The organism is Flavobacterium enshiense (genome assembly GCF_040750275.1).
Taxonomy (GTDB): domain Bacteria; phylum Bacteroidota; class Bacteroidia; order Flavobacteriales; family Flavobacteriaceae; genus Flavobacterium; species Flavobacterium enshiense_B.
In genome coordinates this window covers 152,782-177,913 of sequence record NZ_JBDOCV010000003.1, presented here as the reverse complement: position 1 = coordinate 177,913, position 25,132 = coordinate 152,782, and the positions used below count along the sequence as shown (strand labels likewise).

General features: G+C 35.7%; 27 protein-coding genes. 9 read left to right on the top strand and 18 right to left on the bottom strand.

Annotated features, from left to right (window positions below):
* The 6 genes from ABGT15_RS06655 to ABGT15_RS06630 all read right to left on the bottom strand — a co-directional run.
* Nucleotides 1–2,936 (bottom strand): choice-of-anchor J domain-containing protein (locus ABGT15_RS06655; protein WP_367230650.1); only part of this gene is annotated, 2,936 nt, incomplete at its 3' end.
* A 944-nt stretch (nt 2,937–3,880) separates the two neighbouring features.
* Nucleotides 3,881–6,124 (bottom strand): cation:proton antiporter domain-containing protein, encoded by a 2,244-nt coding sequence (locus ABGT15_RS06650; RefSeq protein ID WP_367230649.1) that lies wholly within the window; start codon nt 6,122–6,124, stop codon nt 3,881–3,883.
* Nucleotides 6,125–6,302: 178 nt separating this feature from the next.
* Nucleotides 6,303–7,646, bottom strand: coding sequence for an adenylosuccinate lyase (gene purB, locus ABGT15_RS06645; protein WP_367230648.1), 1,344 nt, complete (start codon nt 7,644–7,646; stop codon nt 6,303–6,305).
* A gap of 154 nt (nt 7,647–7,800) precedes the next feature.
* Nucleotides 7,801–8,484: an SIR2 family NAD-dependent protein deacylase gene (locus tag ABGT15_RS06640; RefSeq protein ID WP_367230647.1), complete on the bottom strand. Its 684-nt coding sequence runs from the start codon at nt 8,482–8,484 to the stop codon at nt 7,801–7,803.
* Nucleotides 8,485–8,668: 184 nt separating this feature from the next.
* On the bottom strand, nt 8,669–9,469 hold the full coding sequence (locus tag ABGT15_RS06635; RefSeq protein ID WP_367230646.1) for an anti-sigma factor: 801 nt from the start codon (nt 9,467–9,469) through the stop codon (nt 8,669–8,671).
* Nucleotides 9,470–10,000, bottom strand: a complete 531-nt coding sequence (locus ABGT15_RS06630; RefSeq protein WP_367230645.1) for an RNA polymerase sigma factor — start codon at nt 9,998–10,000, stop codon at nt 9,470–9,472.
* 57 nt (nt 10,001–10,057) lie between these two features.
* Between ABGT15_RS06630 and ABGT15_RS06625 the strand changes: the two genes are divergently transcribed.
* Complete coding sequence (locus ABGT15_RS06625; RefSeq protein WP_367230644.1) at nt 10,058–10,726, top strand: TrmH family RNA methyltransferase; 669 nt, start codon at nt 10,058–10,060, stop codon at nt 10,724–10,726.
* Between the two features lie 58 nt (nt 10,727–10,784).
* Here ABGT15_RS06625 and ABGT15_RS06620 read toward each other — a convergent pair whose 3' ends face one another.
* From ABGT15_RS06620 to ABGT15_RS06565, 12 genes are all read right to left on the bottom strand, one after another.
* Nucleotides 10,785–11,516 carry a hypothetical protein gene (locus tag ABGT15_RS06620; RefSeq protein ID WP_367230643.1) on the bottom strand — a complete coding sequence of 244 codons (732 nt, stop codon included), beginning with the start codon at nt 11,514–11,516 and terminating at the stop codon, nt 10,785–10,787.
* 148 nt (nt 11,517–11,664) lie between these two features.
* Nucleotides 11,665–12,435 (bottom strand): carboxypeptidase-like regulatory domain-containing protein, encoded by a 771-nt coding sequence (locus ABGT15_RS06615; protein ID WP_367230642.1) that lies wholly within the window; start codon nt 12,433–12,435, stop codon nt 11,665–11,667.
* A gap of 78 nt (nt 12,436–12,513) precedes the next feature.
* Entirely contained in the window at nt 12,514–14,400 is a 1,887-nt protein-coding gene (locus ABGT15_RS06610; protein WP_367230641.1) for a DEAD/DEAH box helicase, read from the bottom strand.
* Between the two features lie 176 nt (nt 14,401–14,576).
* A complete protein-coding gene (locus ABGT15_RS06605; protein WP_367230640.1) occupies nt 14,577–15,152 on the bottom strand; it encodes a non-canonical purine NTP diphosphatase in 576 nt (191 codons plus the stop codon).
* A gap of 153 nt (nt 15,153–15,305) precedes the next feature.
* The gene (locus ABGT15_RS06600) at nt 15,306–15,542 is read right to left on the bottom strand and encodes a hypothetical protein (RefSeq protein WP_367230639.1); all 237 of its coding nucleotides are present in this window, start codon (nt 15,540–15,542) and stop codon (nt 15,306–15,308) included.
* Between the two features lie 19 nt (nt 15,543–15,561).
* Complete coding sequence (locus ABGT15_RS06595; RefSeq protein WP_367230638.1) at nt 15,562–16,197, bottom strand: hypothetical protein; 636 nt, start codon at nt 16,195–16,197, stop codon at nt 15,562–15,564.
* On the bottom strand, nt 16,157–16,360 hold the full coding sequence (locus ABGT15_RS06590; protein ID WP_367230637.1) for a hypothetical protein: 204 nt from the start codon (nt 16,358–16,360) through the stop codon (nt 16,157–16,159). The genes ABGT15_RS06595 and ABGT15_RS06590 overlap by 41 nt, the downstream gene beginning before the upstream one ends.
* Entirely contained in the window at nt 16,360–16,776 is a 417-nt protein-coding gene (locus ABGT15_RS06585; protein ID WP_367230636.1) for a hypothetical protein, read from the bottom strand. Before ABGT15_RS06585 ends, ABGT15_RS06590 begins: the two co-directional genes overlap by 1 nt.
* A gap of 76 nt (nt 16,777–16,852) precedes the next feature.
* Nucleotides 16,853–17,191 (bottom strand): hypothetical protein, encoded by a 339-nt coding sequence (locus ABGT15_RS06580; protein WP_367230635.1) that lies wholly within the window; start codon nt 17,189–17,191, stop codon nt 16,853–16,855.
* A gap of 19 nt (nt 17,192–17,210) precedes the next feature.
* Nucleotides 17,211–17,771, bottom strand: a complete 561-nt coding sequence (locus tag ABGT15_RS06575) for a T6SS immunity protein Tdi1 domain-containing protein (protein ID WP_367230634.1) — start codon at nt 17,769–17,771, stop codon at nt 17,211–17,213.
* A 31-nt stretch (nt 17,772–17,802) separates the two neighbouring features.
* On the bottom strand, nt 17,803–18,396 hold the full coding sequence (locus ABGT15_RS06570) for a suppressor of fused domain protein (RefSeq protein WP_367230633.1): 594 nt from the start codon (nt 18,394–18,396) through the stop codon (nt 17,803–17,805).
* 30 nt (nt 18,397–18,426) lie between these two features.
* Nucleotides 18,427–19,050, bottom strand: coding sequence for a PoNe immunity protein domain-containing protein (locus tag ABGT15_RS06565; protein ID WP_367230632.1), 624 nt, complete (start codon nt 19,048–19,050; stop codon nt 18,427–18,429).
* A 318-nt stretch (nt 19,051–19,368) separates the two neighbouring features.
* On the opposite strand from ABGT15_RS06565, the gene ABGT15_RS06560 reads away from it, so the two are divergent.
* The 8 genes from ABGT15_RS06560 (at nt 19,369) to ABGT15_RS06525 (ending at nt 24,929) form a co-directional block, all read left to right on the top strand.
* A complete protein-coding gene (locus tag ABGT15_RS06560; protein ID WP_367230631.1) occupies nt 19,369–20,325 on the top strand; it encodes a hypothetical protein in 957 nt (318 codons plus the stop codon).
* A 30-nt stretch (nt 20,326–20,355) separates the two neighbouring features.
* Nucleotides 20,356–20,982, top strand: coding sequence for a hypothetical protein (locus ABGT15_RS06555; RefSeq protein WP_367230630.1), 627 nt, complete (start codon nt 20,356–20,358; stop codon nt 20,980–20,982).
* A gap of 53 nt (nt 20,983–21,035) precedes the next feature.
* Nucleotides 21,036–21,653, top strand: coding sequence for a hypothetical protein (locus ABGT15_RS06550; RefSeq protein WP_367230629.1), 618 nt, complete (start codon nt 21,036–21,038; stop codon nt 21,651–21,653).
* Nucleotides 21,654–21,787: 134 nt separating this feature from the next.
* Nucleotides 21,788–22,486: a hypothetical protein gene (locus ABGT15_RS06545; RefSeq protein ID WP_367230628.1), complete on the top strand. Its 699-nt coding sequence runs from the start codon at nt 21,788–21,790 to the stop codon at nt 22,484–22,486.
* 32 nt (nt 22,487–22,518) lie between these two features.
* Nucleotides 22,519–22,932, top strand: a complete 414-nt coding sequence (locus ABGT15_RS06540; protein ID WP_367230627.1) for a hypothetical protein — start codon at nt 22,519–22,521, stop codon at nt 22,930–22,932.
* A 49-nt stretch (nt 22,933–22,981) separates the two neighbouring features.
* On the top strand, nt 22,982–23,434 hold the full coding sequence (locus ABGT15_RS06535) for a hypothetical protein (RefSeq protein WP_367230626.1): 453 nt from the start codon (nt 22,982–22,984) through the stop codon (nt 23,432–23,434).
* Nucleotides 23,435–23,447: 13 nt separating this feature from the next.
* A complete protein-coding gene (locus ABGT15_RS06530) occupies nt 23,448–24,314 on the top strand; it encodes a hypothetical protein (protein WP_367230625.1) in 867 nt (288 codons plus the stop codon).
* A gap of 144 nt (nt 24,315–24,458) precedes the next feature.
* The gene (locus ABGT15_RS06525) at nt 24,459–24,929 is read left to right on the top strand and encodes a hypothetical protein (protein ID WP_367230624.1); all 471 of its coding nucleotides are present in this window, start codon (nt 24,459–24,461) and stop codon (nt 24,927–24,929) included.
* Nucleotides 24,930–25,132 lie beyond the last annotated feature (203 nt).

The window sequence follows — 25,132 nt, the reverse complement described above, 5'->3', positions numbered from 1 at the left end:
TTGGAAGTGGTTGGTAAAGTTGTTAAGGTCTCTCCTGCACAAATCGGAGCAACTGCACTAAATGTTGGTGTTACAATCGGATTAACGTTGATAGTTAGAGTTTGTGTTGCGGCACATTGTCCTGCATCCGGTGTAAACGTATATACTGTTGTAACGGTGTTGTCTAAAGCCGGTGACCAAGTTCCGGTAATTCCTTCATTGGAAGTGGTTGGTAAAGCGGCTAAGGTATCTCCTGCACAAATCGGGGCAACTGCACTAAATGTTGGTGTTACAATCGGATTGACGTTGATAGTAAGAGTTTGTGTTGCGGCGCATTGTCCTGCATCCGGTGTAAATGTATATACTGCTGTAACAGTATTGTCAAGAACCGGAGACCAAGCACCAGTAATTCCTTCATTGGAAGTGGTTGGTAAAGCCGTTAAGGCATCTCCTGCGCAAATAGGAGCAACTGTACTAAACGTTGGTATTACAACCGGATTTACATTGATAGTCATGGTTTGTGTTGTAGCACATTGTCCTGTATTCGGCGTAAACGTATAAACAGTTGTAACGGTATTATCTAAAGCTGGCGACCAAGTTCCGGTAATTCCTTCATTGGAAGTGGTTGGTAAAGCCGTTAAGGTTTCTCCTGCACAAATTGGCGCTACTTGTGTAAAAAGAGGTACGGTGTTGCCGTTATTCAGATAACTGATCTCTACCGTACTGGTGCAATATAAAGTAGTCCAACTGAATTTATAAATCCCAGTTACAGAAAATCCGGAGATGGTGGTAGTATTTGCAGAAGTATTACCAATCACTGTCGCCGACGGATTGGTGCTGTGAGCAGACCATACTCCTGTTCCTGCCGATACCACATTTACCGTATTATTATTGCAATCCAAAGTTAAAGGACTTGCAGAAATAATACTGTTATCTGCCGTAAAGGTAATTGCGTCTAAAAAATTCCCGATAGTGGCACCACCAACACTGGCTATTGACTGGAAAATAAATCGGGTAACCGTTTGACCAGAAGGAACTGTGTAAGATCCTGTGTTATAACTCCAGGCTGCCACCCCGGTACTTCTTCTGGCAATCTCAATATAGGGACCTCCAGGAGGTCCTGCTAAAAGCGCAACTGTGTCAACACCCTGTCTTCCTTTATGAGCAAATCCGTAATTAAATACAGTGCTGGTTGGAGTAGCATAGTCCTGATACACTCCAGACACCTGATTAGCGTTTAATTCGATAAACTGATCACCGGAATAGGCAAGATGACTTTCGTAATTAGGTGAGGGCCAAACCTCAATAATATGATCCGTAGCGGTTGTTCTCCAACCTAAGATAGTGTTGTCGTTGGGAAAACTTGGGCCTGTACCTGTAACGTTAGGCGTTTCGAAATCATAGTTAACTGTATTGATAAGACAGTTTAAAGAGCTTCCGTTAGTAGGAGGTTGTGGCGTTTTAATACATATGTTAAATTGTACATTTAGATTTGAAGTAGTATTGTTTAATGATGCTCTTACTAAATAAATGCTATTAATTTGTAAGCCCGTCGCTGTTATTGAGTTATTTAAACTACAAGCAATCTGATTTAAACTACCGCATTGTCCGGAATAAAGTGTTAAGGCAATTGGAGACGGAGTTCCGGTAAAATTCGTTAAATCAATGGTTTGTACTGAATTAGTAGCTCTGAATTGAAACCAGATATCACCTGAGTTGTTGGTTCCGCAACCATTTCCTCCCTCTGAAGAAACTGTTGATCCGACAAGTGATACATTTCGCACTTCAATACACTGATTTGTACTGTTAACTGGAACGTCTAACGGCATCGAACACTGATTGTACCCAATCAAAGTAGCAGCGGTTGCCGGACCAGACCAATTACTCAAATGCGGAGAAGTACATATTGCTCTTACATAAAAATCATAAGTTGTGGATGCCAATAAATTATTCATAACAAAAGGAGGCGGACTGGTTACCATAGTGCCGACAGAACCAAAAACAGGTGCAGGTGACCCCGTTGGTAAAGCAATTACTTCCCATTGTGTTTCATTATATCCCGGAATCCAGTTTAATGTAGCTGTGGTATAACCCATGCTGCTCGCTGTTAAGCCTGTTGGGTCCGGACACATCGGGATTTCTTCCACAATCACATTGTCAATATACAATCGATTGCCATCCAGAGTACCACTAGGTACATGCCAGGCAATATTTACCTGACCCGTTAACGGATTGTTAGATGCGTCAACCAAGTTTACTGTATGTTGAATATAATTTGTATTAGTGTATGATGTTAAAGGGACAACCGTTTGAGTAAAATTAGCTGTTGCCGGTCCGGTTGTGGATAAAACAACTCTAAAATTATTAGGATCGGCTGCTAACTGTACTTTATAATGGAATTTTAAGCGTTTCGGACGAGTTGTCGAATTTAAATTGATCGTTGGTGAAATCAACCAATCGTTGTTGTTTCCCGCATTAAGATCCGTAAAAAGTGTTGCAGACTGATTCCCTTCAAAAGGAGTAGTGGTGTAGTCCATGTTCCATGAATCAGCATCTGCATTTTCATTTGCTACAATCCAACAGGCTTGTGAAACAGATGATGAGTTGAAACCTTCGGTGAAAGGAACCGAAAACATAGTACACCCTAAATTAAACGCTACTGGCCCAGACCAATCACTCATGTCAGTTGGATCACATACTGCTCTTACATAATATTCGTATGACAATAGAGGGTTTAATCCGGTTACCGTAAAAGGATTGCTTCCTACCGCTATAATGGTGCTGCTGGCTGTTGGTAATCCGGAACCCGGAGCCTGAACCACAATTTCCCATTCAGATTCACTTCCGCCTTCAGTCCATTGCAATGTAGCTGAAGATCCGGAAGCGCTTACTACTGTCAAAGCTGTTGGCTGAGGACAAGTTGGAGAAGATTTACGCGTACCTGCTGTATCAGACACAATTGTTTTTTTAACTGTTGGATATACGCCTGAATGGGTTGTATTCGAGATCCAGTTTCTTTCAAAACTATTGTTTTTTACAAGCCTCTTTAAAGAAAAACCTGCTTCATTTTCAATGTGTTTAGTATACCGGGAATGCCCTAGCAGCGAAAACAATGACAGTATAATTAACAATGTACTTTTTTTCATAATAATGATAAACAGTTTTTATTGGTAGTATTGTTTTAAATTTATATGCAGATTCATCCGAAACAGATGTTTTACAAAAAATCAACAGATTGTGTATTTTTTATTGATTTTCAGAAAAAAATGAGCCACTATTTCTTCGAAAAAGTCAAAGATTTAACATGATTTGCAATGTGAAAAACGGACTGTTTTTACCTTCTTAAAAAAGAAATAATTGCATTCATTTCTTTGCCGTAAAATTTTGGACTAAAATAAAAACTATAAGTAAAAATGAATTTGAATTAAAAGAAAGTAGTAGTAAAAGGAATTTTTAATTTGTAAGTTTTAACTTTCTTTTTTTAATTGTAAATTAGGTGGTAAAATTTGAAAAAGTTCTGGTATGACTAGTAAATACTAAATAAAACAAAAAAAGCATATCGGCTTAGTCTTAAAAATGGATTACTAGGCAAGCATATTTTGTCAAACAAAAATGTTGGATTAGGGGGATTTTTAAACAAAATTATAGTTGAATGTTATTTTAAATTTTAAAAAAAATAACAAGTACATGGTGTTAAAGTTCTGATTTGCAGTTTGGTAATTTTTTTGTTATAAAAAAACACTTCCAAGCTGATTGAAAAAAGCGTTTTCCTTCATTTTAGAGAGGAATTGCAGTTTTAAGTAAGAGTAATAAGAGATAATTTAGTTAATAGATTTTGTTAAATAGTCTTGAGCAGAATTAATAAAGCATCGGTTTAAGGATTATAATTTTTCAAAAGAAACTAATCTTTTCCTTTTCTTAAACTTTCCAACAGTTTCTTATCACCAACTACCCAAAGGATATCATTTTTTTGCAATACAAGATGAGAGTCCGGATTTAACATACGACGGCCATTACGCTCAATACCCACCACCAGTCCTTTGGTTTTCTCCCGTATTTGAGATTCCCGGATACTCTTGCCAATAAACGATTCATTTTTAAGTTCAAGGTGTTCCAAAACAATGTCTGCCTCAGTGACGTCTTCCGGTGTGTCAATTTCATTCTGAGTTAAGAACTTTTTTAATTTTTTTACCTGAGAGTCGGTTCCAATCACACAAATTTCGTCATTTGGAAACAAACGTTCATTCCTGCTAGGGACATTAATTGTAATTTCCCCTCGCTTAATAAAAGCAATGTTTACACCAATTTTTTCTCTCATTTTAAGCTCTTCCAATGTTTTACCTGCCAAATTTGAAGCAGCTCCAACATCAAAGGTTGCCATGTGGCCATCCCAGGGTGTTAAATCTTTCCTCATACGTCTTTCCTTTGTTATTTCACGGTCATGAAGGTTGCTTAAAAAGTGCTGCTCTATTCTGTGATAACGTGCGTGCAACTGTTTAGGGAATATTAAATAAGCTGCCAAAGCAATAACAAGTGCAATTATTGCGATTCCTGGTGAGAAAAAATTGTTTAAGATGAAACCAATAAAAAACAATCCCAAAGCCATTCTTAAAAAAATGAGCAATAAAAGAGGGCCTCTTGATTTTCGGTTTGAAAAAAGTTCGTTTACTTCTACTGTTGCAATTCTTCGTAAAGAGAGCGCCCATAAAAAAGGAGAAACTATGATTAAAGCAATTAGAGCTGCCAACACGTGACCAAATTTTGAACCTTCAACAAGTGGTAAAATATATTTTGTGGAAAGAAGAATAACGGCCACAATAATAATTGAATGAAAAACAATTTGAAAGAGATAGGCTCGTAATACAATTTGCCATGTCGATAATGTTTTGATGGCTTCGGCGTTTGCACTATAATCTGCAATGGCATTGACCCATTTTCGAGGGAGTTTTTTTTCCAAAAATACGGCCAATGGTGTACCGAATTTAACCATATAAGGTGTGGTAAAAGTTGTAACGGCTGAAACAGCTACTACAATAGGATAAAGAAAATTACTGGTGACACCCAAAGTCATTCCTAAAGTAGCAATAATAAATGAAAACTCTCCAATTTGAGATAAGCTTACTCCTGCTTGTACGGATTGTTTGAGCGGTTGTCCTGATAACAAAGAGCCAATAGTAGAACTGATAGACTGCCCAAAAATGGTAACTAAAGTAAGAATGGCGACAGGAAAAGCGTATTCAATTAAGGTTTCCGGATTGATTAACATTCCCACAGATACAAAGAAAACTGCCCCGAATAGATCTTTTACAGGTTTTACCAAGTGTTCAATGTGTTCGGCCTGTGTGGTTTCGGCAATAATAGAACCCATGATGAATGCACCCAGTGCAGGTGAAAAACCAACATTTGCTGCCAAAGTTACCATGAACAGACACAAGGCTAAGGAAAGGATCAATAGCATTTCATCAGTTAGAAGGTGTTTTGCTTTTTTGAGTAGCGTTGGAATGAAGAAAATCCCACCTACAAACCAAATCGTTAAAAAGAAAATCAGTTTTAATACCGATTGTAATAATTCACTGCCTGAAAATTGCTGACTCACAGCCAGTGTTGACAGAAGTACCATCATTAAAATAGCTAAGATATCCTGAACAATCAACACTCCAATAACGTTACCTGCAAACTTTTGGGCTTTCACACCTAGTTCATCAAATGCTTTTAAGATTATTGTAGTTGAGGAAATGGAAAGCATAACACCTAAAAAAACACTGTCAATAGTCTTCCAGCCCATTAGTTTTCCTACCGCGAATCCTAGCAGAACCATAGTGATAATTTGCGTTACGGCTGTTACAGAAGCTGTTCCGCCTACCTTGACCAGCTTTTTAAAACTAAATTCCAGGCCTAAACTAAACAAAAGGAAAATTACTCCAATTTCCGCCCAAACTTCCACGCTGTGGGTGTCTTTTACCGTTGGGAAAAAATCAAAGTTGTTGCCTGCTAAAAACCCCGCAATTAAATATCCTAATACCAAAGGCTGTTTTAATTTACGGAAAATCAATACGGCAATACCGGCGGTAAGAAGAATTAATCCTAAATCACTGATTAAGGGTTTAAGATGAGTAATGTTTGATGCGGCAACGGTTAAAAACATAGGCGTGTAGTTTTAAATGTGTAAAACGGATAGGGCGTAAAATAGTAAAAAAAGCCCGTTATTTCAAGTTTTAAAGGTGAAATGAGGCTTTTTTAAGATGAATTTATGAAAAATCCTAAAATAGAAATCCCGTTAAAATTACTTCTAACGGGATTTGTAAGTGTTGTATAGCGAATGCTTATATTCCCAAATAATTGCTAGGTGTAATCTTTAACAATTCCGCTTTAACTTCCTCTGAAACATTTAAAGTTCCGATGAAAGTATGAATCGCTTCCTTATTGATAACTGTGTTGGTCCTGGTTAGATCTTTCAGTGCTTCGTATGGATTTGGATAGCCCTCACGACGTAAGATTGTTTGGATTGCTTCAGCAACCACAGCCCAGTTTTTCTCTAAATCTTCGGCAAATTTATCTTCGTTTAAAAGTAATTTGTTCAATCCTTTTAAGGTAGCTTCAAAAGCGATTAAAGTATGCCCCATCGGAACACCGATATTCCTTAAAACAGTACTGTCAGTTAAGTCACGCTGTAATCTTGAAACCGGTAGTTTTGCAGATAAATGTTCGAAAATCGCATTGGCAATTCCTAAGTTTCCTTCCGAATTTTCAAAATCGATCGGGTTTACTTTATGTGGCATTGCCGAGGAGCCGATTTCTCCTGCCTTGATTTTTTGCTTGAAATAATCCATGGAAACATACGTCCAAATGTCTCGATCTAAGTCGATTAAGATGGTGTTGATGCGTTTTAAGGCATCGAAGAAAGCCGCAAAATGGTCGTAATGTTCGATTTGAGTCGTTGGGAACGAATGGTGTAAGCCCAAAACCTCTTCCACAAATTCATTTCCGAATTTTCTCCAGTCGTTGTTTGGATATGCAACAGCATGGGCATTGTAATTTCCGGTCGCACCACCAAATTTAGCAGCAAACGGAACATTGAAAAGTAAACGCATCTGCTCTTCCAAGCGCTCTACAAAAACCTGAATTTCTTTGCCTAAACGAGTTGGAGAGGCTGGTTGTCCGTGTGTACGAGCCAACATTGGAACATCTTTCCATTCGATGCTCAACTCTTTTAATTTAGAAACTACATTGATAAGCGACGGCATGTACACTTTTTCAAAAGCTTCTTTAGTAGATAACGGAATTGCTGTGTTGTTGATATCCTGAGAGGTTAACCCGAAGTGGATGAACTCTTTGTATTGTTGCAAGCCTAACTTATCAAAAGCCGCTTTGATAAAATATTCCACCGCTTTTACATCGTGATTGGTTGTTTTTTCGGTTTCTTTAATCCAAAGCGCGTCTTCCGTGGAGAAGTCCTCATACATTTTACGTAACTCCGAGTAAAGATTTTTGTCTACACCGGAAAGTTGTGGCAAAGGCAATTCGCATAATGCAATGAAATATTCCACTTCCACCAAAACGCGGTAGCGGATTAATGCTTCTTCAGAAAAATATTGAGATAAGGAAACCGTTTTGTTTCTATAACGACCGTCGATTGGTGAAATAGCATTCAGTTCAGTTAGTTGCATGTTGTTTGTGTTGTTTTTTGAAGCTGCAAAAATAGTTATAAGTTATGAGTTATAAATTATCAATTGAGTTTTTTTTGTTGAAGGCTCAGTTTTCAGTTATAGTTTTCAGCATTCATTGTAATAAAAAACAAGTCTTTCATTATGTTTTATAAACTCATAGCTCATAACTTATAATTTTCTCCATTCCTTCACCGGCAGTCATCGGAATAACCGTTACCGCATTAGCAACATCATACATCGTTGCGGGTTTTGGATCGATGTAATAAATCGGGATTTGATTGTTAGCATAGCTGATTAAACCGGCCGCAGGATATACTTGCAGTGAAGTACCGATGACGATTAAAATATCGGCATCCTGAACGATTTTGATGGCTTGGTCTATAGCGGGAACTTCTTCGCCGAACCAGACAATATGTGGCCGGAGCTGGTTGCCTTCATGATCGACATCACCTAAATGCAGGTCTTTTCTCCAATCATAAATTAGGGTATCGGATTTGGTACTGCGAACTTTGAATAATTCGCCGTGAAGATGCAGTACATTGGTGCTGCCGGAACGTTCATGCAAATCATCAACATTTTGAGTGATTACATAAACCTCATGTTTTTTTTCAAGTTCGGCAACGAGATAATGTCCTCTGTTTGGTTCAACCTCCAGAAGTTGTGCTCTGCGTTTGTTGTAGAAATCTAAAACCAAATCCGGATTTTTTACCCATCCGATAGGTGATGCAACTTCCATGATGTCATGACCTTCCCACAAGCCGTCGGCATCGCGAAAGGTTTTTATACCACTTTCGGCGCTCATTCCGGCACCGGAAAGAATTACAATTTTCTTTTTCATTTTTTAATGTTCCGAACACAAGATTTTTTACCGTTTAAAGGTACAAAAATGGTTATTCTAATAGCCCTGATGGGAGAGGATACCGATTTTTATCGGGAGGAGCGTACAGCAGGAATAAGGTTTCCTGATAAGCCCAAACCTTTGCTTCGCCAATTCGCTATTGCTCGGGTCGCTCCAGAAAAAATTAAACCTTTCCTAGAGCATACAATTGCTCCATAGTAGGCAGTTCGCTTCCGCCTTCCGGTTCAAGGGTAATGCCGAAAGCTTCCGCGTCTGAAGTATTATCCACGCGGTACATTTTTGAAGAGCCGGTCATGACTTTTTCCAGTAAACCGATGCTGGTTGGGGTAAGCGGATTCATTTTTAGTGACCAAACCTGATAGACCATGCCTTGTGGGGGATCTGGTAAATTTTTGGCATCTACATAAACGGTTTGGGTGGTTTTGTTCCAATATATTTTTGCAGAAGCAGATGGCATAACGGCCTGGCCTCCCAATGCTACAATGGTATTGTTGTTGTCGCGAAGGATTTCCATCATGTCCTCGGCCGCTTTGTTTTTCTCTTCCATGGTGCTTACCGACTGCTGCATTTTTTCAAAATCGGTTTTGTTTTTATCAATTTCAAGATTGATTTTTTCGTTCATGGTGTCATTCATGTGCAGGTACATCAGCCCGGCTCCTAAAAGAATGATAAACGATGCGGCCCAGCCCATGTATTGCGCCCAGTTGGTTTTCGGTTTAAGTTTAATAACTTTTGGATCGTTACCTAATAATTCCTCACGGATGCGGTTATAGGTTTCCGAGGAAATATTGGGTGAAACACTGTAGGAAAGGTTTATCACGGCTTTTTCGATAGCTGCGATTTCTGTTCGCATTGCCGGATTATCTGCTGCCATTTGCTGTACTTCCTGCATTTCCGTTTCCGATAGTTTTCCGAAAACGTAAAGCTCTAAAATACCGCTTTCTATATATTCTCTGCTGTTCATTTAAACTTTCAATAGGTTTCTTAATTCGTTTATGCAGTTTCTGTTTTGCGTTTTTACGGTGCCTAACGGAATTTCAAGTTCTTCGGAAACTTCCTGTTGGGTGTAGCCTTTAAAAAACAACATATCGATTAATTGGATACATTTGGGCTTTAATTTTTTAACAAACTCCTGAATGCCAATAGTATCTATTTTATTAGTCACTCGGGTAGCGTCGTCAAGTATATGTACGAAATTATCAGCCGATAAGTTTTTCTGGTTGTTGTTAAAGTTTTTGGAACGGAGTTTGTCAATAGCCGCATTGCGGGCAATATTGAGAATCCAAGTGAAAAAACGCCCTTTGCTTTCGTTATAGGAATCGATGCCTTTCCAGATTTTTACGAAGGTTTCCTGTAGTACATCTTCGGCTTCTTCTTTGTCTTTTATCAGATTGAAAATTACTCCAAAAAGACTCCTGGCATACATGTCGTACAAAATCGTAAAGGCTTTGTCGTCTTTTTTATAAATTTGCTCCAATAATTCTTCTTGCGTCATAAGTAGGAATTAACTCCGTCTAAGTTACTAAACAATATTTTAAAATTACTGTTTTTCATGGAAAACCTTTTCTCAGACCCTAATTATCTTGTTTATTTGGAAGAATTCATAACGGAAAACCGCAAAGAAGGTTTTCTGAAAGTCTTACAGAACAGAACCAAGCATTTTACGGTAGCGATAGAAGATGTGTACCAGTTGCATAATACCAGTGCAGTGATGCGTAGTTGTGAAGTGTTTGGTATTCAGGAACTGAATGTGGTGGAACAGCGTTTTGGAAAAAAAATCGATAAGGAAATTGCGATGGGTGCTGAAAAATGGGTAGATATTCACAGGTTTTCCACGAATCAGGACTGTATTGACAATTTGAAATCTAGAGGTTATCAGATTATTGCCACCACACCACACGAAAATGACTGTATGCTGGAGGATTTTGATATCACCAAACCGTCAGCGATTTTCTTTGGTACGGAACGATTAGGTTTATCGGACGAGGTTTTAAAGCAAGCGGATGGTTTTTTGAAAATCCCAATGGTTGGTTTTACGGAAAGTCTTAATATTTCGGTGTCGGCAGCGATTATTCTGCAGAATATTTCCACGCGTTTGCGTCATTCGGATATTTCCTGGAAATTAACGGAAGCGGAATTGCTGGCAAAACGTATCGACTGGACTCGAAAATCAATTAAGGATATCGATTTTATTACAAGGAAGTATTTGGAGAAGGTTTAGCATTCAGTTTCAGTTAAATACTAATAAAGAAGCGCTTTGATATGTCAAAGCGCTTTTTTTATTGATAAGTATAAGTGTAAGTGTAGCTGAGAATGTTGTTTCTGTGTGTTGTTTTGGTTAGTGGGAACCCCTCGCTGTTTAAAGTATAAGAAGAATGCCTGGTTTCGTTTGGATTACTGATTTCAGAAATCAATTCGTTGGTTAACTGATCGGCAGCATCACTTAAACTGTTGTTGAATAGTACTACGTTAGGAAGATAGGAACCAAAAACGGATGCAATCGTGTTAGGATGTCTTCCTGATGTATTGTAGCTATAGGTGTAAGTTGAGGAATAGCTAGTTTTTGTTAAGGGCTTTAAATTGTTGTATGTTACGCTGGTAACAAGGTTTCCGTTAACAAATTCTTTGTCGATTATTCCGTTACTGTTTAGCTCAAAAGTTTTGGTTGAACCGTTTCCTTCGGGGTCGTATGAGCTTGTTATTGTGTTGTTTGTGTTATAAGTGAATCTTGTAATTTCAGGATTACCGGGACTTGCAGTATATATTTTTATTACACTACTTATTCTGCTCAGATTGTCATAGGAAACAGTAGTTTCGCCAAGCGGATTTCCGATGTTACTGTAGTTCTTGACTTTAGTAAGTAAACCATTAGTGGTGTACTCGAAAAGGGTGTAAAAAGTCAAGGTGTTGCTTTGGTCGTAAAACGACATTTTGGTTGGCTTCTGATTGTGGTATTCGTGTATTATCTTTTCTTCGATAGCACCGTTTTCCTGATAAACGGTCTGTTCCATTTTTATTAGCTGCGAAGTAGTACTGCTGTTAGTTTCAGAATCAGAACTACAAGAAAGTATTAGTATACTAAATAAGAATAAAGTAATTTTTTTCATAAAATGTATTTGAATAACGAATGCTATTGGAAAAGAGAAGTTGAAAACGGTGTTATTTGTTTTTCTTTAATAATTTATAATCTTCATAACAGCCTTTGATGGCATCCATGATTTGTAAATCATTCGCGGTTTCGATGAAAGTGTCAGAGTAATTACATCCTTTTAGAATTTCTTTGATGTCTTTTTTGTCGATGCCTAATAAGGCTGAAACCGTTTCTCTGTCGTATTTGGAACCTAGTACGTTACGTACCGTTTCGTCTTTTTTGAACTCCCGTAGTTTTCGCATCTCTTTACCTTTTTTACCAAAGGTATTGTAGAGTGCATCTCCCGGGTTGGATAAGGCACCGAGCACTTTTTTGATCTGAGAAGAGGAACTCCCGCCCGATTCATACCCATACGATAATCCGGAGATACTGTAGCGATGTGCTTCGTTTAAGGCAATTAATTTTGTGTCTACTTCGATATAGCCGGTAAGTAAATATCTAGGAATGAAAATTTCTTCCAACGCAAAAGCTTTCTCTGTAAGTTTTACTTTGAAGCCTGTTTTGTTTTTAACCCAGTCGGCTGAAACCCGGATTTTGATAGACTGGAACCCGATATAGGAAAAATGTAGTGTGTCGTTAACTTTTGCTTCAATTTCAAATTCCCCCATTCCGTTGGTGGTGGTTCCTTTTACGGTGTTGAGGTTGATTACGTTAACATCTTTTTTAGGGAGCAGGTTTACTTCGTTTACAACGATACCTGATATTTTTGTGTACCCTTCTTCTTGGGCAAAGGAGGATAAGGAAAGTAAAGTCAATAAAAAAACTACAAAATATCTCATACTTGTTTTTAGAAAGGTCTAAATGTACTCGATATTTTGTAGTTTCTATAAGAATTTAAAGAAAATTAACAAAAAGAATTAGCTTCTTCTCGGTCTTCTTTCTCTAGGTGCATTTGAGTCGGAACGACGTGGGGCAGAACCACCGCGTCTTTCGTTTCTTGGTGCTCTGTCATCCGAACCACTTCTTCTGTCCGAACGTCTTTCACCACCAAAACGGCTTTCGCCTCTTGAGCCTCTGTCGCCACGTGGTGCTCTGTCGCGGTCACCACCTCTTGAATCACGGTCTCTTCCGCCGCCGAAGCCTCTTCTTTCACCACGACCGTTATGATCACGACGACTTGAGTTGCTTCCTCCATCGTTTTTAGAGATTTCAACGTTAATACGTCTTCCGTTTAAGTCAAAACCGTTTAAAATGTCCATTACTTTGGCAGTGTGTTCACCGTCAGTGTTGAAGAAAGAGAAACCTTCTTTAACATCTACTTTGAATACATCGTCACGACCTAAATCTAAGGTGTCTTTTAAGAAGTCTTTCAGTTGCATCCAATCGAAATCGTCTCTTGCACCAATGTTGATGAAGTAACGGACCGGATCTCCGGCTCTGATTTCTCTTGGTTCTGAACTTCTTTCACCTCTTTCACCACCTTGACTTGATAAATCGCGTTTTGATTTGTAGTAAGACAAGAAACGGTTGAATTCAACGGATACCATTCTTTTTACCAATTCTTCTTTAGTTAAATCTTGGAAGACTTCATAAATCGCTGGTAAATAGTTGTCAATTTCATGATCAACTTCTGTATCGTGGATTTTATTCGCTAAGTGTAATAACTGGATTTCACAGATTTCGATTCCGCTTGGGATTGTTTTTTCTTCAAACTTCTGTTTGATGATTTTTTCAATCGAATGGATTTTGCGGATTTCACTTTTCGTTACAATTACAATGGATGTACCTAATTTACCGGCACGACCTGTACGGCCAGAACGGTGGTTGTAGGTTTCAATTTCATCCGGTAACTGATAGTTTACTACGTGTGTTACGTTGTCTACGTCGATTCCACGAGCAGCTACGTCAGTTGCAACAAGCATTTGAATCTGACGACCACGGAAAGCTTTCATAACTCCATCACGTTGTGCTTGTGATAAGTCACCGTGTAAAGCTGCAGCGTTGTATCCGTCTTCGATTAATTTTTCAGCAATTGATTGCGTATCACGTTTGGTACGACAGAAAACAACCGAGAAAATATCCGGGTTAGCATCTGCCAAACGTTTTAAAGCTTCGTAACGGTCACGAGCATTTACCATGTAAAATTCGTGCGATACCGTTGAAGAACCGGAATTTTTAGCACCTACGGTAATTTCCTGAGGATTGTGCATGAACTGTTTTGCAATTCGCGCTACTTCCTGTGGCATGGTAGCCGAGAATAACCAAGTGTTTTTTTCGTCCGGAGTATCAGATAATATCGAACAGATATCATCATAAAATCCCATGTTTAACATTTCGTCTGCTTCATCAAGCACACAAAAGTTAATGTTTTTAATGTTTACAAGCCCACGATTAATCATGTCTTGCATACGTCCTGGAGTAGCCACAATAATCTGTGCACCTCTTTTTACTTCACGCGCCTGCTCGGTTATGCTTGCTCCACCATAAACCGCAACGGTGTGTAAGCCCTTAATGTATTTTGAATATTGTTTGATCTCGTTTGTGATCTGTAAACAAAGTTCACGTGTTGGCGATAAGATTAAGCCTTGAGTGCTTCTGTCATCGGCGTCGATTTTCTGGATTAGCGGAAAGCCGAATGCTGCCGTTTTACCTGTTCCAGTTTGTGCCAATGCTACAATGTCTGTGTTTTGCTCCAATAGTATTGGAATCGCTTTTTCCTGTACTTCTGACGGATTCTCAAATCCTAGATCTTTAACCGCCAGCAGTAGCGATTCATTCAATCCTAATTGTTCAAATTTATTCATTATGTATTTTTAAATTGGGTGCAAAAGTACAGCTAATTAATGAGACTAACTAATGAAAAAACTTTATTTGTGAATTTATTAGTAATTGATAATCAATATATTAGAAATTTACAGCATTTAAAAGTTTGAAGATTTGAGGATTTTTGCGTCGTTTTATTGAGAATATGATAATAAAATTATGCGTTTTGGAGGAAGGAAATCAGTTGTTTTACAGCTTTTCCTCTGTGGCTGATGGCTGATTTTTCTTCCATAGTAAGCTCGGCAAAAGTCTTGCTGTAATCCTCTGCAACGAAAATAGGATCGTAGCCAAAACCATTCGTACCTCGTTTTTCCTCGATTATTTTTCCGTTGATAATTCCTGTAAACAAATGTTGTTCACCCTTCATGTTCAGGGCAATAACCGTTTTGAAATTAGCCTTTCGGTTGGTTTCGTTCTGAAGATTTTCCAGTACTTTATTCATATTGTCATCATCATTGCGCTGCGAACCCGCATAACGCGCCGAGTATACGCCAGGTTCTGCGTTTAATGCCTCAATTTCCAAACCGCTGTCATCGGCAAAACAGTTGTAGCCGTAGTTTTCGGTTACGTAATTGGCTTTCAGAATCGCATTGCCTTCAATGGTGTCGGCGGTTTCGGGAATATCGACACCACAACCGATATCTTCCAGGCTTAAAATTTGAATATCAGACGGTACTAATTGTTGGATTTCCTTTATTTTGTTAGCGTTGTTGGATGCGAAAACGAGTTGCATGGTTTTGGTTTGAAATTTACAGATGCAAATATAATGGTTACAAATTTGATAGTATATGGTTTTCTAATGCTAAAAGGTTTATGTGTTTCTAAGAAATTATTTGTTTTATTAAGTTCTGTTATTTTTCAAAAAACATATTTATAGAATGGGCTACTATCTCCAAGAAATCATTTTATAATTTAAAAAATTTGTTTCCATATCATTTAGTCTGTCTTTAAGAGCTTTTACCCCTTTGCTTAAATATTCGTTCTTTTCAAAATCATTTAAAACATAAATAATATCAAAACCTGGCGCTGGATTTGAAATCGGAACGGATAATTCAATAGTAGCTTCAGCTTCATAAATGTAATATTCCCATTCTTTTTTCTCTAATAGCGTTCTTTTAGTCATGATTTTTGTTGGGTGTTTTTTATGGTTTTTCTGCTCTTGGAAAATCGTTGATGTCTAAACCCTCCATGGAGCTTTTGCCGTTGATGATGATTTCGCGACCGCCAAATTCATTTAAAAAGCCAAATTCATTTGGTTTGCCATAATCTGAACCTAATTCATAAAATGGTGTAATCTCCATCCCAATAATATTGTTTTCTTCAAATAATTGTTTTGATTTTTCTGATATTATGAAATATGGTGATATATATGTCCAATCTAATTTTTGATGGATATACATTGATTTTTCTTTTGGAAATATATCATCATCTAAAAAACCTAGTAAATGCTCTTCTGAAATTATTTCGCCTTCTTTGTAAAATAGTATTTCATCAGTTATTAAATTAATACCATAAAAACTTGATTTATTATAGTCCATATAAGGAGTCATATTATCATCAATTTGTAAAATATAATAAGGCAAATCAATTCCATTGTCTATATTTAACTTGATAGGATAAAATCTATGTTTAGGTAAGTTCAATTGTTCTAATAGCTCTTTAAGCTTGTGAGAAATCGTAAAAAATTGAAGCGTGTTTTCTTTTTTATTATTAAGAATTAATGGTCCGTAATAAAAGTCAATTGCTTCGTATAAAAGATTTTTTTTTTTTTTTATCATATACATCTCGTTCTAATCTGTACTGTAATGTATTAATAACTCCTGTAAAATCTTCTTTTTCATTATAAGTTGTGCCGGAAAACGTATTATTTCCTGATGGTTCAAGTGATTGAGTACGGTGTTTGTAAGCTCCCAAAAGCGCTTCTAAAACATATAACTTCATTACTTTTTAAATTTTAAATGTTCATTTTTTGCATAAACGGCTTCTAAATTTAAAATATATCTTCCCGGCTGTTTCTCGCCAAAAGAAAAGATATACAGGCAGTTATCCTTATTTAAAAAATAAACTGAAAGTCCTTCATCCGATTTGTAAAAATCTTCAAAAAATCTTAAATCCTTAAAATGTCTGACGAATTCTGAATTTTCATTCGTTTGAAATTTCAATTCCTGTGTGATTTTTGAAAAATCTTCTTCGGAAATATGTTTTTTTAAATTCGCAATTTCATTGGTTATCATTTCGGATAATGTGAAACGGAGATCATTGACGTTAAAAAATCCGCTAAACAATTCTTCATTTTCCACACCATCGTATAATAATTTCTTGTTTTCTATAAGTGTCATTTTTGCTTCTTCAGGCATGGATAATACTGCTTATACTTTCGGGAATTCTGTATTCAAAAAAATAGTCATAGTGTTTTTGCAGTGAAAACTATTTTTATTCCTTTGATAATCGCTCCAATTCATCAAACAATTCCTGATCCCAAATGAATTCTAAATCCATGTCTCCATCTGCCGTGAGTTTAAATTCAATACGGTTCCATTTGTTGTGGCCGCCTTCTGTAGTTATTTGATGTAGTTCTTTTACAGCTTTATAAATATTGTATCCTCCGGCTGAGTAATCACTATTTTTTTCTTGTTCTTTAATAAAATAACTTAAGTCAAACCCTCCAGACTTGCCGGTGTATTTAATATTTAGGATGGCATGATCCCAATCGTCTTCAATCGAATCAACAATACTTTGTCCGATGGCGTGATAAATTTCTTCTATTTTCATGTTTTTTATGTTTTCAAATTTATTCAATTGTTCCCACCAACTGTGTAATCAAATCAAGATGCACTTTGGTGTTCATTTTCTTAAGATTTTCTGCTTTTTCGCTGCCTCCTAAAGCTAATAATGGGACGTAGCCATAGCATTCATCAAAGGACAATTCGCCTAACCTATTTTTTGCATCATTGAACAAATCTGCTTTAAGTTTTGAGTTGACATAATAGTCCTCTGTTAAATCCATATTTAAAAACCAGTCAAATTCTCCAACCCCAATTATTTGAGAATAGTTGAATCGATAATTGATAAAATTGAAAGCCTCACCCTGCCAACAAATAATATCGCCGAAAGCCGTTACCGCAATAGGGATTTCCCGATCTGCATAATCGTAGGTTTCCAATAACGTTTGTATGTAATCATCGGGATTAATGATTCGCAAATAACCCTTCATGAAAGTGCCAAAACCGTAGTCTTTCCAAAATTGAATGATTTCTTTTGGGAGCATTTCGGCATATTCAGTTATTAAATTGTCTGTCGGTTTTTCAATTATGGAGTATTCCGGATATTTTTCAAAGAATGCAGTAAACATGATATTGAATTTTTAGTTTGAAAAGTGTTTTTTAGAGCACGGATTTTCTTTTAAAATCGGATAAATCAATTGTATTTTCAGAAAAGAGCAATGCTTCAAATGCTTCGTCTCCATTTTCCTCTTTGTATTGTAATTCATTTTCTGAAATAGGAACGGCTAGTAAAAACAGCACATTTTTCTCCTCAATGTTAACGGATACTTGTTCCAGTTGCTCTTGACAGAAAAAAGGTTCTGTGAAATAAAGGTGTTTCATTTCCAGTGTTTCATCATATAAAGAAATTAAGTTATTGAAGACGGCTCCCGGTCTTGCTTCCCAATTGTCTTTTCCTATGAAAAACGAAGCAGTGGAGAGTAAGCTGCCGGCAAAACTATTTTCTTTTTGAGCAGTGAGCAGTACTTCAACACCGAAGTTTTGTTCTTCGCCAAAAATTGTAACCGGAATATCGCTAAGTCCGATGGTACAATAAAAAACGTTTAGATTGTCAAGCGGATCGGTACATTCTAAAATGTCAATGCTGTTAGATTTATCATCATCGTAATACGGATACACTTTTGGCTGGATTCCTAAAGTTGTTGCAATTGCTTGTGCGAGAGAAATGTTTACAAGGGATTCTTCAGTATGCATTTAATTGTTTTATTCTGAGTTAATTAATATTTAATTACCATGCAGTAAGTCATAAGGATAGTATTTTAACCCTTTAAAAGTGCTGTCGTCTAATCCTAATAATTTTACCAATGCTGCGCTTTCGAAACTCCAATAACCTACATAAGAATTTCTGTTATGCGATCCGTGCCAGGAATGTGCCTGACTTTTTTTATACCAATCGCTTTTCAGGTGTTTATGCAGTAATTTTGTAGCTTCTTCTTTTGACGGTGCTTGTAACACTTCCCACAAACTGGAATAGGTGTTTCCTAGCATGACCTCTTTTTGAGTGGGTAAAGGTTTGTTCTGGATGGCATTGCAGAGTGTGTCTAATAAAAAATCGGGCGCTTTAACTACTTTACGTAAAGCAATCAGTTTGTCAAGTTGTCCTTGTTCTATGTTTAGAGTATAACCGATGCTGAGCATGGTTAAAATATCCCAATACTGATCAACAGAGTAATATCCTTGAAAATCAATATCATTTTTATGCCAGCCTTTTTCCATAAAAGGTAGTGCTTCTAAATAAATTTGTTTAAGATTATTAATGGTTTCACCAGTGGAGTAAAACAGCTTGATTTTGTCAAGTAGATTAAAAAAAAACAGATAAGGAGCATTTTCGTATTGGTTCAGCATCATTATATTTATTCAATCGTGACAATGCACTTTCTGTGTCGAATAGATTGTCTTCTAAAATGTCCTGAAAATATTCTTCGGTTTTAATCGGATCCCGCATTACGTGAGTATTTTTTTATAAAAATATAAATTTGATTTAAATTGGAAATACCTTTTTTGCAGAACATTTTTAAAAGAATTGTTTTTATGTCTTTCGGCTTATTTGTTTCAGATAGAAAATCAGTTGAAAAAGTTAGTCTATCTTTCAAATTGCTTTTATAATTCTATATTTGTAGGAATTAATTCAACCAATTGTAGTCTGTACAAAAAGACATTAGTATCATGAATTTCAAAATAAAACTTCTGGGATTAGCTTCTTTGTTAATCATAGCCGGATGCAGGAAAGATTTGGAAAAAGATGTTGAAAGCGAAGCAACAGAAATCCAACAGGAAACAGCACATGATTTTGATAAAATATTAAAATGTAACGATTACATCATAACAGGAGATGGAAATGCATTTACAACATGCTATGATAATGGTTGTGTATACGATCCGAAAGGAGGTAACGTTTTTGGAAATCTTGTTACTTACTTAATTCCCAAAGATTTTCTTTTTTTTCAGAAACATTCAGGGTACATCGAAAAGTGGGATTATGAAAAGCTGGAAGCTTATGTAAACAGGTTGAGTATAGAAGAATTTAAAAAGCAGTTTGATATTTATGTATTCTTGGTTGATAAAAAATATTTAATTCCGACTCCCGGATATGACAGTCCTTATGATTTTAAGGAAAAGTATCAAACGGATTTGTATCAATATCAAAATAATTCATGGAAAAAGATCGATCAGTTGGTTTCACTTCAATCGGGGAATGAAGCGATGAATTGGAGGGATAATTTTGTTTTAAAGAAATCGAATGAAATCAGTAAAGCATTTTTTGATAAAGCCTCTAAATTTAAAATAGACGAATCATGGTATCGGGATTATATCTTACCGCTTGAATCTTATGAGCCAAGCTATAATTATGCCTACAGTTTAAAAGTGTCCAAAGATTCAACTTATGTTATGGAAAGAGCACTTAACGACATGCTTATTCCTTTACAAAAAGGCGATACGTTGTTTTTGTATCATAATAAATCCCTGATTGGGGAGAAGTACACTAAAAACAAGATGATTCCGGAGCTTAAAATTGTAAGGGTAAAAGGTAAATATTTTATTGACGGAAATATCTTTGATTTAGAGAACAGCATTTCGAATAAGCCCGGAAAATATGGTTTTTTAGTAGAGGAAATTGAATAGAAAGTGGTCAAAAATTAAAAAGATAGATTAATGAACAAAATATTTTTTGCTATGGTCTCAGTTGTTTCTTTTTCTTGTCAGCAGAAAGAAACCGAGACAAAAAAACTTCCGTCTGAAATAAAGGAAAACACCGAAATCAGCAGTCCAACAACATCGGTTAAAAATGATAATTTAAGCAATCTTACTGGTTTTTACGAATATGAAAATACGGATAACCCAAAGGAAAGTCTTTTTTTAATGGTCGAAAAAGTAAATGTAAATACGATTCCCGATTTTGAAGGTTTTTCGTGGGAAGAACAAAATGAGAATGGAGAAACTGTCCAAAAAACACTAACAGGCTTGCTTTATGGAACTACGGATTTATTTGATGATGCTAGGGAAGGTTATGCTCCCGGTTTTTTTGTAGCCAATTGCAGGATCGAACCCTATGAGAGTAATAGTTTGCAATTAAGTCTGAAATTGGAGGAAGCTGATATTCTGGAATCCCCAGTTCGATTTCCGATAAAATCTACGGAAGAAGCGTTAGCTAAAGGGAATAAAAAATGGGAGGTAACAACATTCAATATATCGCAAGACTATTTCTTTGAAATAAAAAATCCAAAGGAATTATTATTGAAATTGGATTCCGGTGAAAAATCATTTATAAAGCGGAAATAAGCAGACCGAAACTAATTTTTAAAAGTATTCAAAATAAAAGTGTCACTAAAAAAATGTATTTAAAAATCATATTGTTTTTCTTCGCAGTTAGCTGTTTATCATGTAATAAGCATGATACTAAAGTAACTGAAGTTCACGAAAAAACCACAGATTCCAAAAAGGACCAAAAAGAGAAAATTGAGCAGATCATAAAAAAATATTCCGGTACAAAATATGATCTGACGCAGCAGAAAGAATGCGATTTAAATAATGACGGTTTAACAGATGTAATTTTAATTTTTGCAAATAAAGAAGATGTACTTTCTGGTTTTCCAGAAACGTATATTGCTCCAATAGTGGTATTACTGAGCAGTACCTCAAATTATATTGAATTCTGTAATTACAATATCTATCCTAATAATTTTGGTGATTACTTTAAGCAATTAGTAGTTAAGGAGAACTATTTTACGATAGAGCTTGGGAATGAAGTACCCGACGAATATGAAGAAAAGAAATATGTAACTTTTAAATGCGAAAATTATAAAGTAAGACTTCATCGTTATGGTTCGATAATCAATTGGGATGAGGACAATACTAAAACAGAAAGAAGCATCACAAAAGCGGATTTCGGAACAATTGAATTTGAAAAATACAGTTCCAATACGATTCACGAGTTTATGCCCAAAAAATAAAATTAAAAAAATACCAATAATGCTGTTAAATTCGACAAGGCTTTAGTGCTTGATTTCAAAAAAGATTGTCTGCAATATTGTTTGGATTAGGTTGTAATTTTATCCGTTTATAAAAATCATTACAAAGTAAAACTATGAATTTAAAAGTAAGTGTCGGTTATTTTTCCATATCCATTTTGCTAATGGTTGGATGTAAGGAAAAAATCAGCGAAACGGATGAGATTTCAGAAAGACATGCCAAAAAAGCAGATTCCACAATCATTGAAAATAAAGAAAAAGAAGTAACGGTTTCCGCAGCTTTGGACACTTTGGAATACCAAAACGATGAGTATTTTAATCAGTTAGGAGTAGGACTTGTCCAGTTTACCAATGTTGAAGCTAAAATTCAATTGTATGCTGATAAGAACATGCAAAAATCAATAATAAACAATGTGCTGGGAGCAGATGTAATGCCTTTCTTTTACAAACCGGATTATGGTATTTTATTTTTTTCGTGTGCAGAAGTCAATAAGGATTGTTTTAAAATTTTTCTGAAAAATAATGAAGTGGCTTATCTGAAAAAAGAAAAGCATATGAAGTATTTTTCCTGGAATGATTTTTTAAAAAATGAGATAGTCGGTCTTAGTGCAAAAGATACGGAAGCAAATTTATATGCAGACGTAGTAAATGGCGACCAAATTGATAATTCCAGGTTTTCTTCCGATGATGAGATTGATATTATTGATGTAAAAGATAATTGGTTACAAATAAATAATGCAACAGTAAAAAAGACCTATTGGATGAAGTGGAGCGAAGAGGAAAAACTTCTGGTTGACATATATTTGCTGATGTAGTCCTTTGTTATTAACACTTACTTATTTGTTATATGAAATACTTGTTAATTAGTCTATTACTTTTTTTAGTTTCCTGTCATTCAGAAAAAGCCGATTGCTTAAGCAAAAGTGATATTTCTAAAGTAAAACAAAACGTTCAATTGCTTCAGGAAGCATTTAAAAATAAAGAGTACAACAGTATAAAAAAGACGATTGATACCTCAAAAATAGAAGAATATAGTTTCTCCAGAGTTACATCGCTGTTAAATGAATCACTTGCAGCTAAAGAAGTTACTTATGTTTTTAAAGAAGACGATAAAAACTGCGGAAGTGTTGTAGTTGACTTTCTATCATTTGAAATCATAACTGACGATGAAGGAGAGCATCGGGTAGAATCTTCCGTTTCTCTGGAATACAGCGTAATTGAAGGGGAATTGAAAATTACAGCACTTGGTTTCGCAGGTTAGTATATTATCAATTTAGTATCAAAAGAGAATAATCATTTAAGTCATAAACATGAATTTTAGCGTAAAATTGGTTTTAATATCAGCTGTATTTTTTACAGTTTTGAGTTGTAAGAAAGAAGTACAAAACGAAACAGCGACTATTCCTAAAGAAATTGGTTCCAATTTAGATGCAGTTTCAGAGGAAGCAATTGATGAGACTTGGTACAGAGAATACTATTTGATGTTAGAAGACTTAGGAGTTGATTATGAAATAAAAGTCGCCCAAGACACGTCTTATATTCAAGACAGAGGATTGAAGGATATTCTTATTCCGGTTCAAAAAAAGGATACTTTGTTTCTTTACCACAAAAAGAGCCTGGAGTTTCATTTTGAGGGAAATAAAAAAGCGCCCGAGGCGACAATCGTCAAAGTTGGTAATCAATATTTTATTAGCAGTCAGCTTATTAAATTAGATGCTGAATCCGAACAGCCTTCTAAATATGGTTTTCCGGAAGATAAATAATTAATAAAAAAATATGAAAAACATTGTATTGCTGCTATTCTCATTTCTAATGGTTTCCTGCTCCGTTGAAAATGAATTGCCTGACGAATTAAAGAATAAGAAATGGGTTGACGTTTGCCAGTTCAAATCCAATTTTTACAAGCGTTGCGGGGAGTTTGACCGAAGTGTAATCACAACAGCGAATACAATTCAGGTGGATCTGATGGAACTCACGACTTTCGAGGTTTCAAGAGTCGAAAAAACCGATGAAGGCTACAGAATTTATACATTAAATCCTGATTCAGAAGAGAATTCAGAAAATAAATGGCATTATAATTTCAAATGGATTGACAAGGCCAGAGGCATTTCGTATTGGGAATATAGTACTGCTGAAGGAAAAAAAGAAGAAGGCTTTTCGTTTGTTACAATTGATGATGAGCTCATCGGTAAAATAACTCTTGCAGACCCGCCTTGTGAAGCATGTTTTGAAAAGAAGGAATGTGATTCGATAAACGGGCAAAAAACTAAAAATGCCTTTTTAGATTCTATTGAAAACTCAAAAATAGACGATTCATGGTATAAAGAATATTATGTTTGGTTAGAATCATATGAAGTCAGTTACAACTATAATTATTTAATCAGAATCGCTAAAGATTCCTCCTATATTCAGGAACGATATGTAAAAGATTTGCTTGTGCCATATCAAAAGGCGGATACTTTGTTTTTATATCATAAGAAAAGCGTGCTGATAGATGATTATACTAAAGATAAAACTAAACCAGAAGTTAAAATAGTAAGAATAAAAGATCAATATTATATCCAAAGCCAATTGTTCGATTTAGAAAACAGTATTTCGAATAAACCTACGAAATATGGTTTTTTAGTAGATGAAATCAATTAGCTGCAAAAAATTAAGATATAAAAATAGATGAACAGAATATTTTTTATTATCCTAACTGTAGCCTTTTTCTCTTGTCAGCAAAAAGAGAAAACCACTGTTTAGAAAAAGGAAGTTCAAAATGCAGGGAATAAAGAAAATCCTCATTTGAAAAAAATCCTTATTAATACTATTTATGATGAGGATGATTATGCTTATACCGATGTGCAAATCAATTATGGTTCGGGTAAATATATTTTTGATGAGGAATTTAATGAATTTATCATTGATTCGACTTTGGATAGTGAAATACAATATCAAACACTTAAAGACTATAAACTAAGTCAATATGCTGATGGTGAAAGTATAATCCGAATATCCAATTATGTATTTTCGATTCAAAAAAATAAAGGTTTCTTATACATTGCCCTGTTTAGAAGAATACAAGAAAACAGTTGGAAATGCGTAGATATGATGCGGCTTGAAAAATATTCAGAATTAGGTGAATATGATTATATCTTGGGTAATAATAAATTGTTGAGTTATAGTTGTCAAACAGACAAAGGACACTTTTGTTACGCTATAGTTATTGATGAAATAAATTCGGAAAACAAGTATGATAAAATCCTAAAGCTGTAAAGTTTGATTTAGTTCAGGGGAAAATTATTGAAATTGATTTGCAGAAAGAAAAAATAGAATGTTTTCCTGAAAACGATTAAACTGGGAAGATAAAAAGTATCCGACAATCAAAACCGAACCGCTGTAAAAAGTAAAAAGCCGAGGTGGAGCCCCCGACTTTTTGGTTGAACGTGTAACCACATTGCTGTGCGTTCGGGTACAAA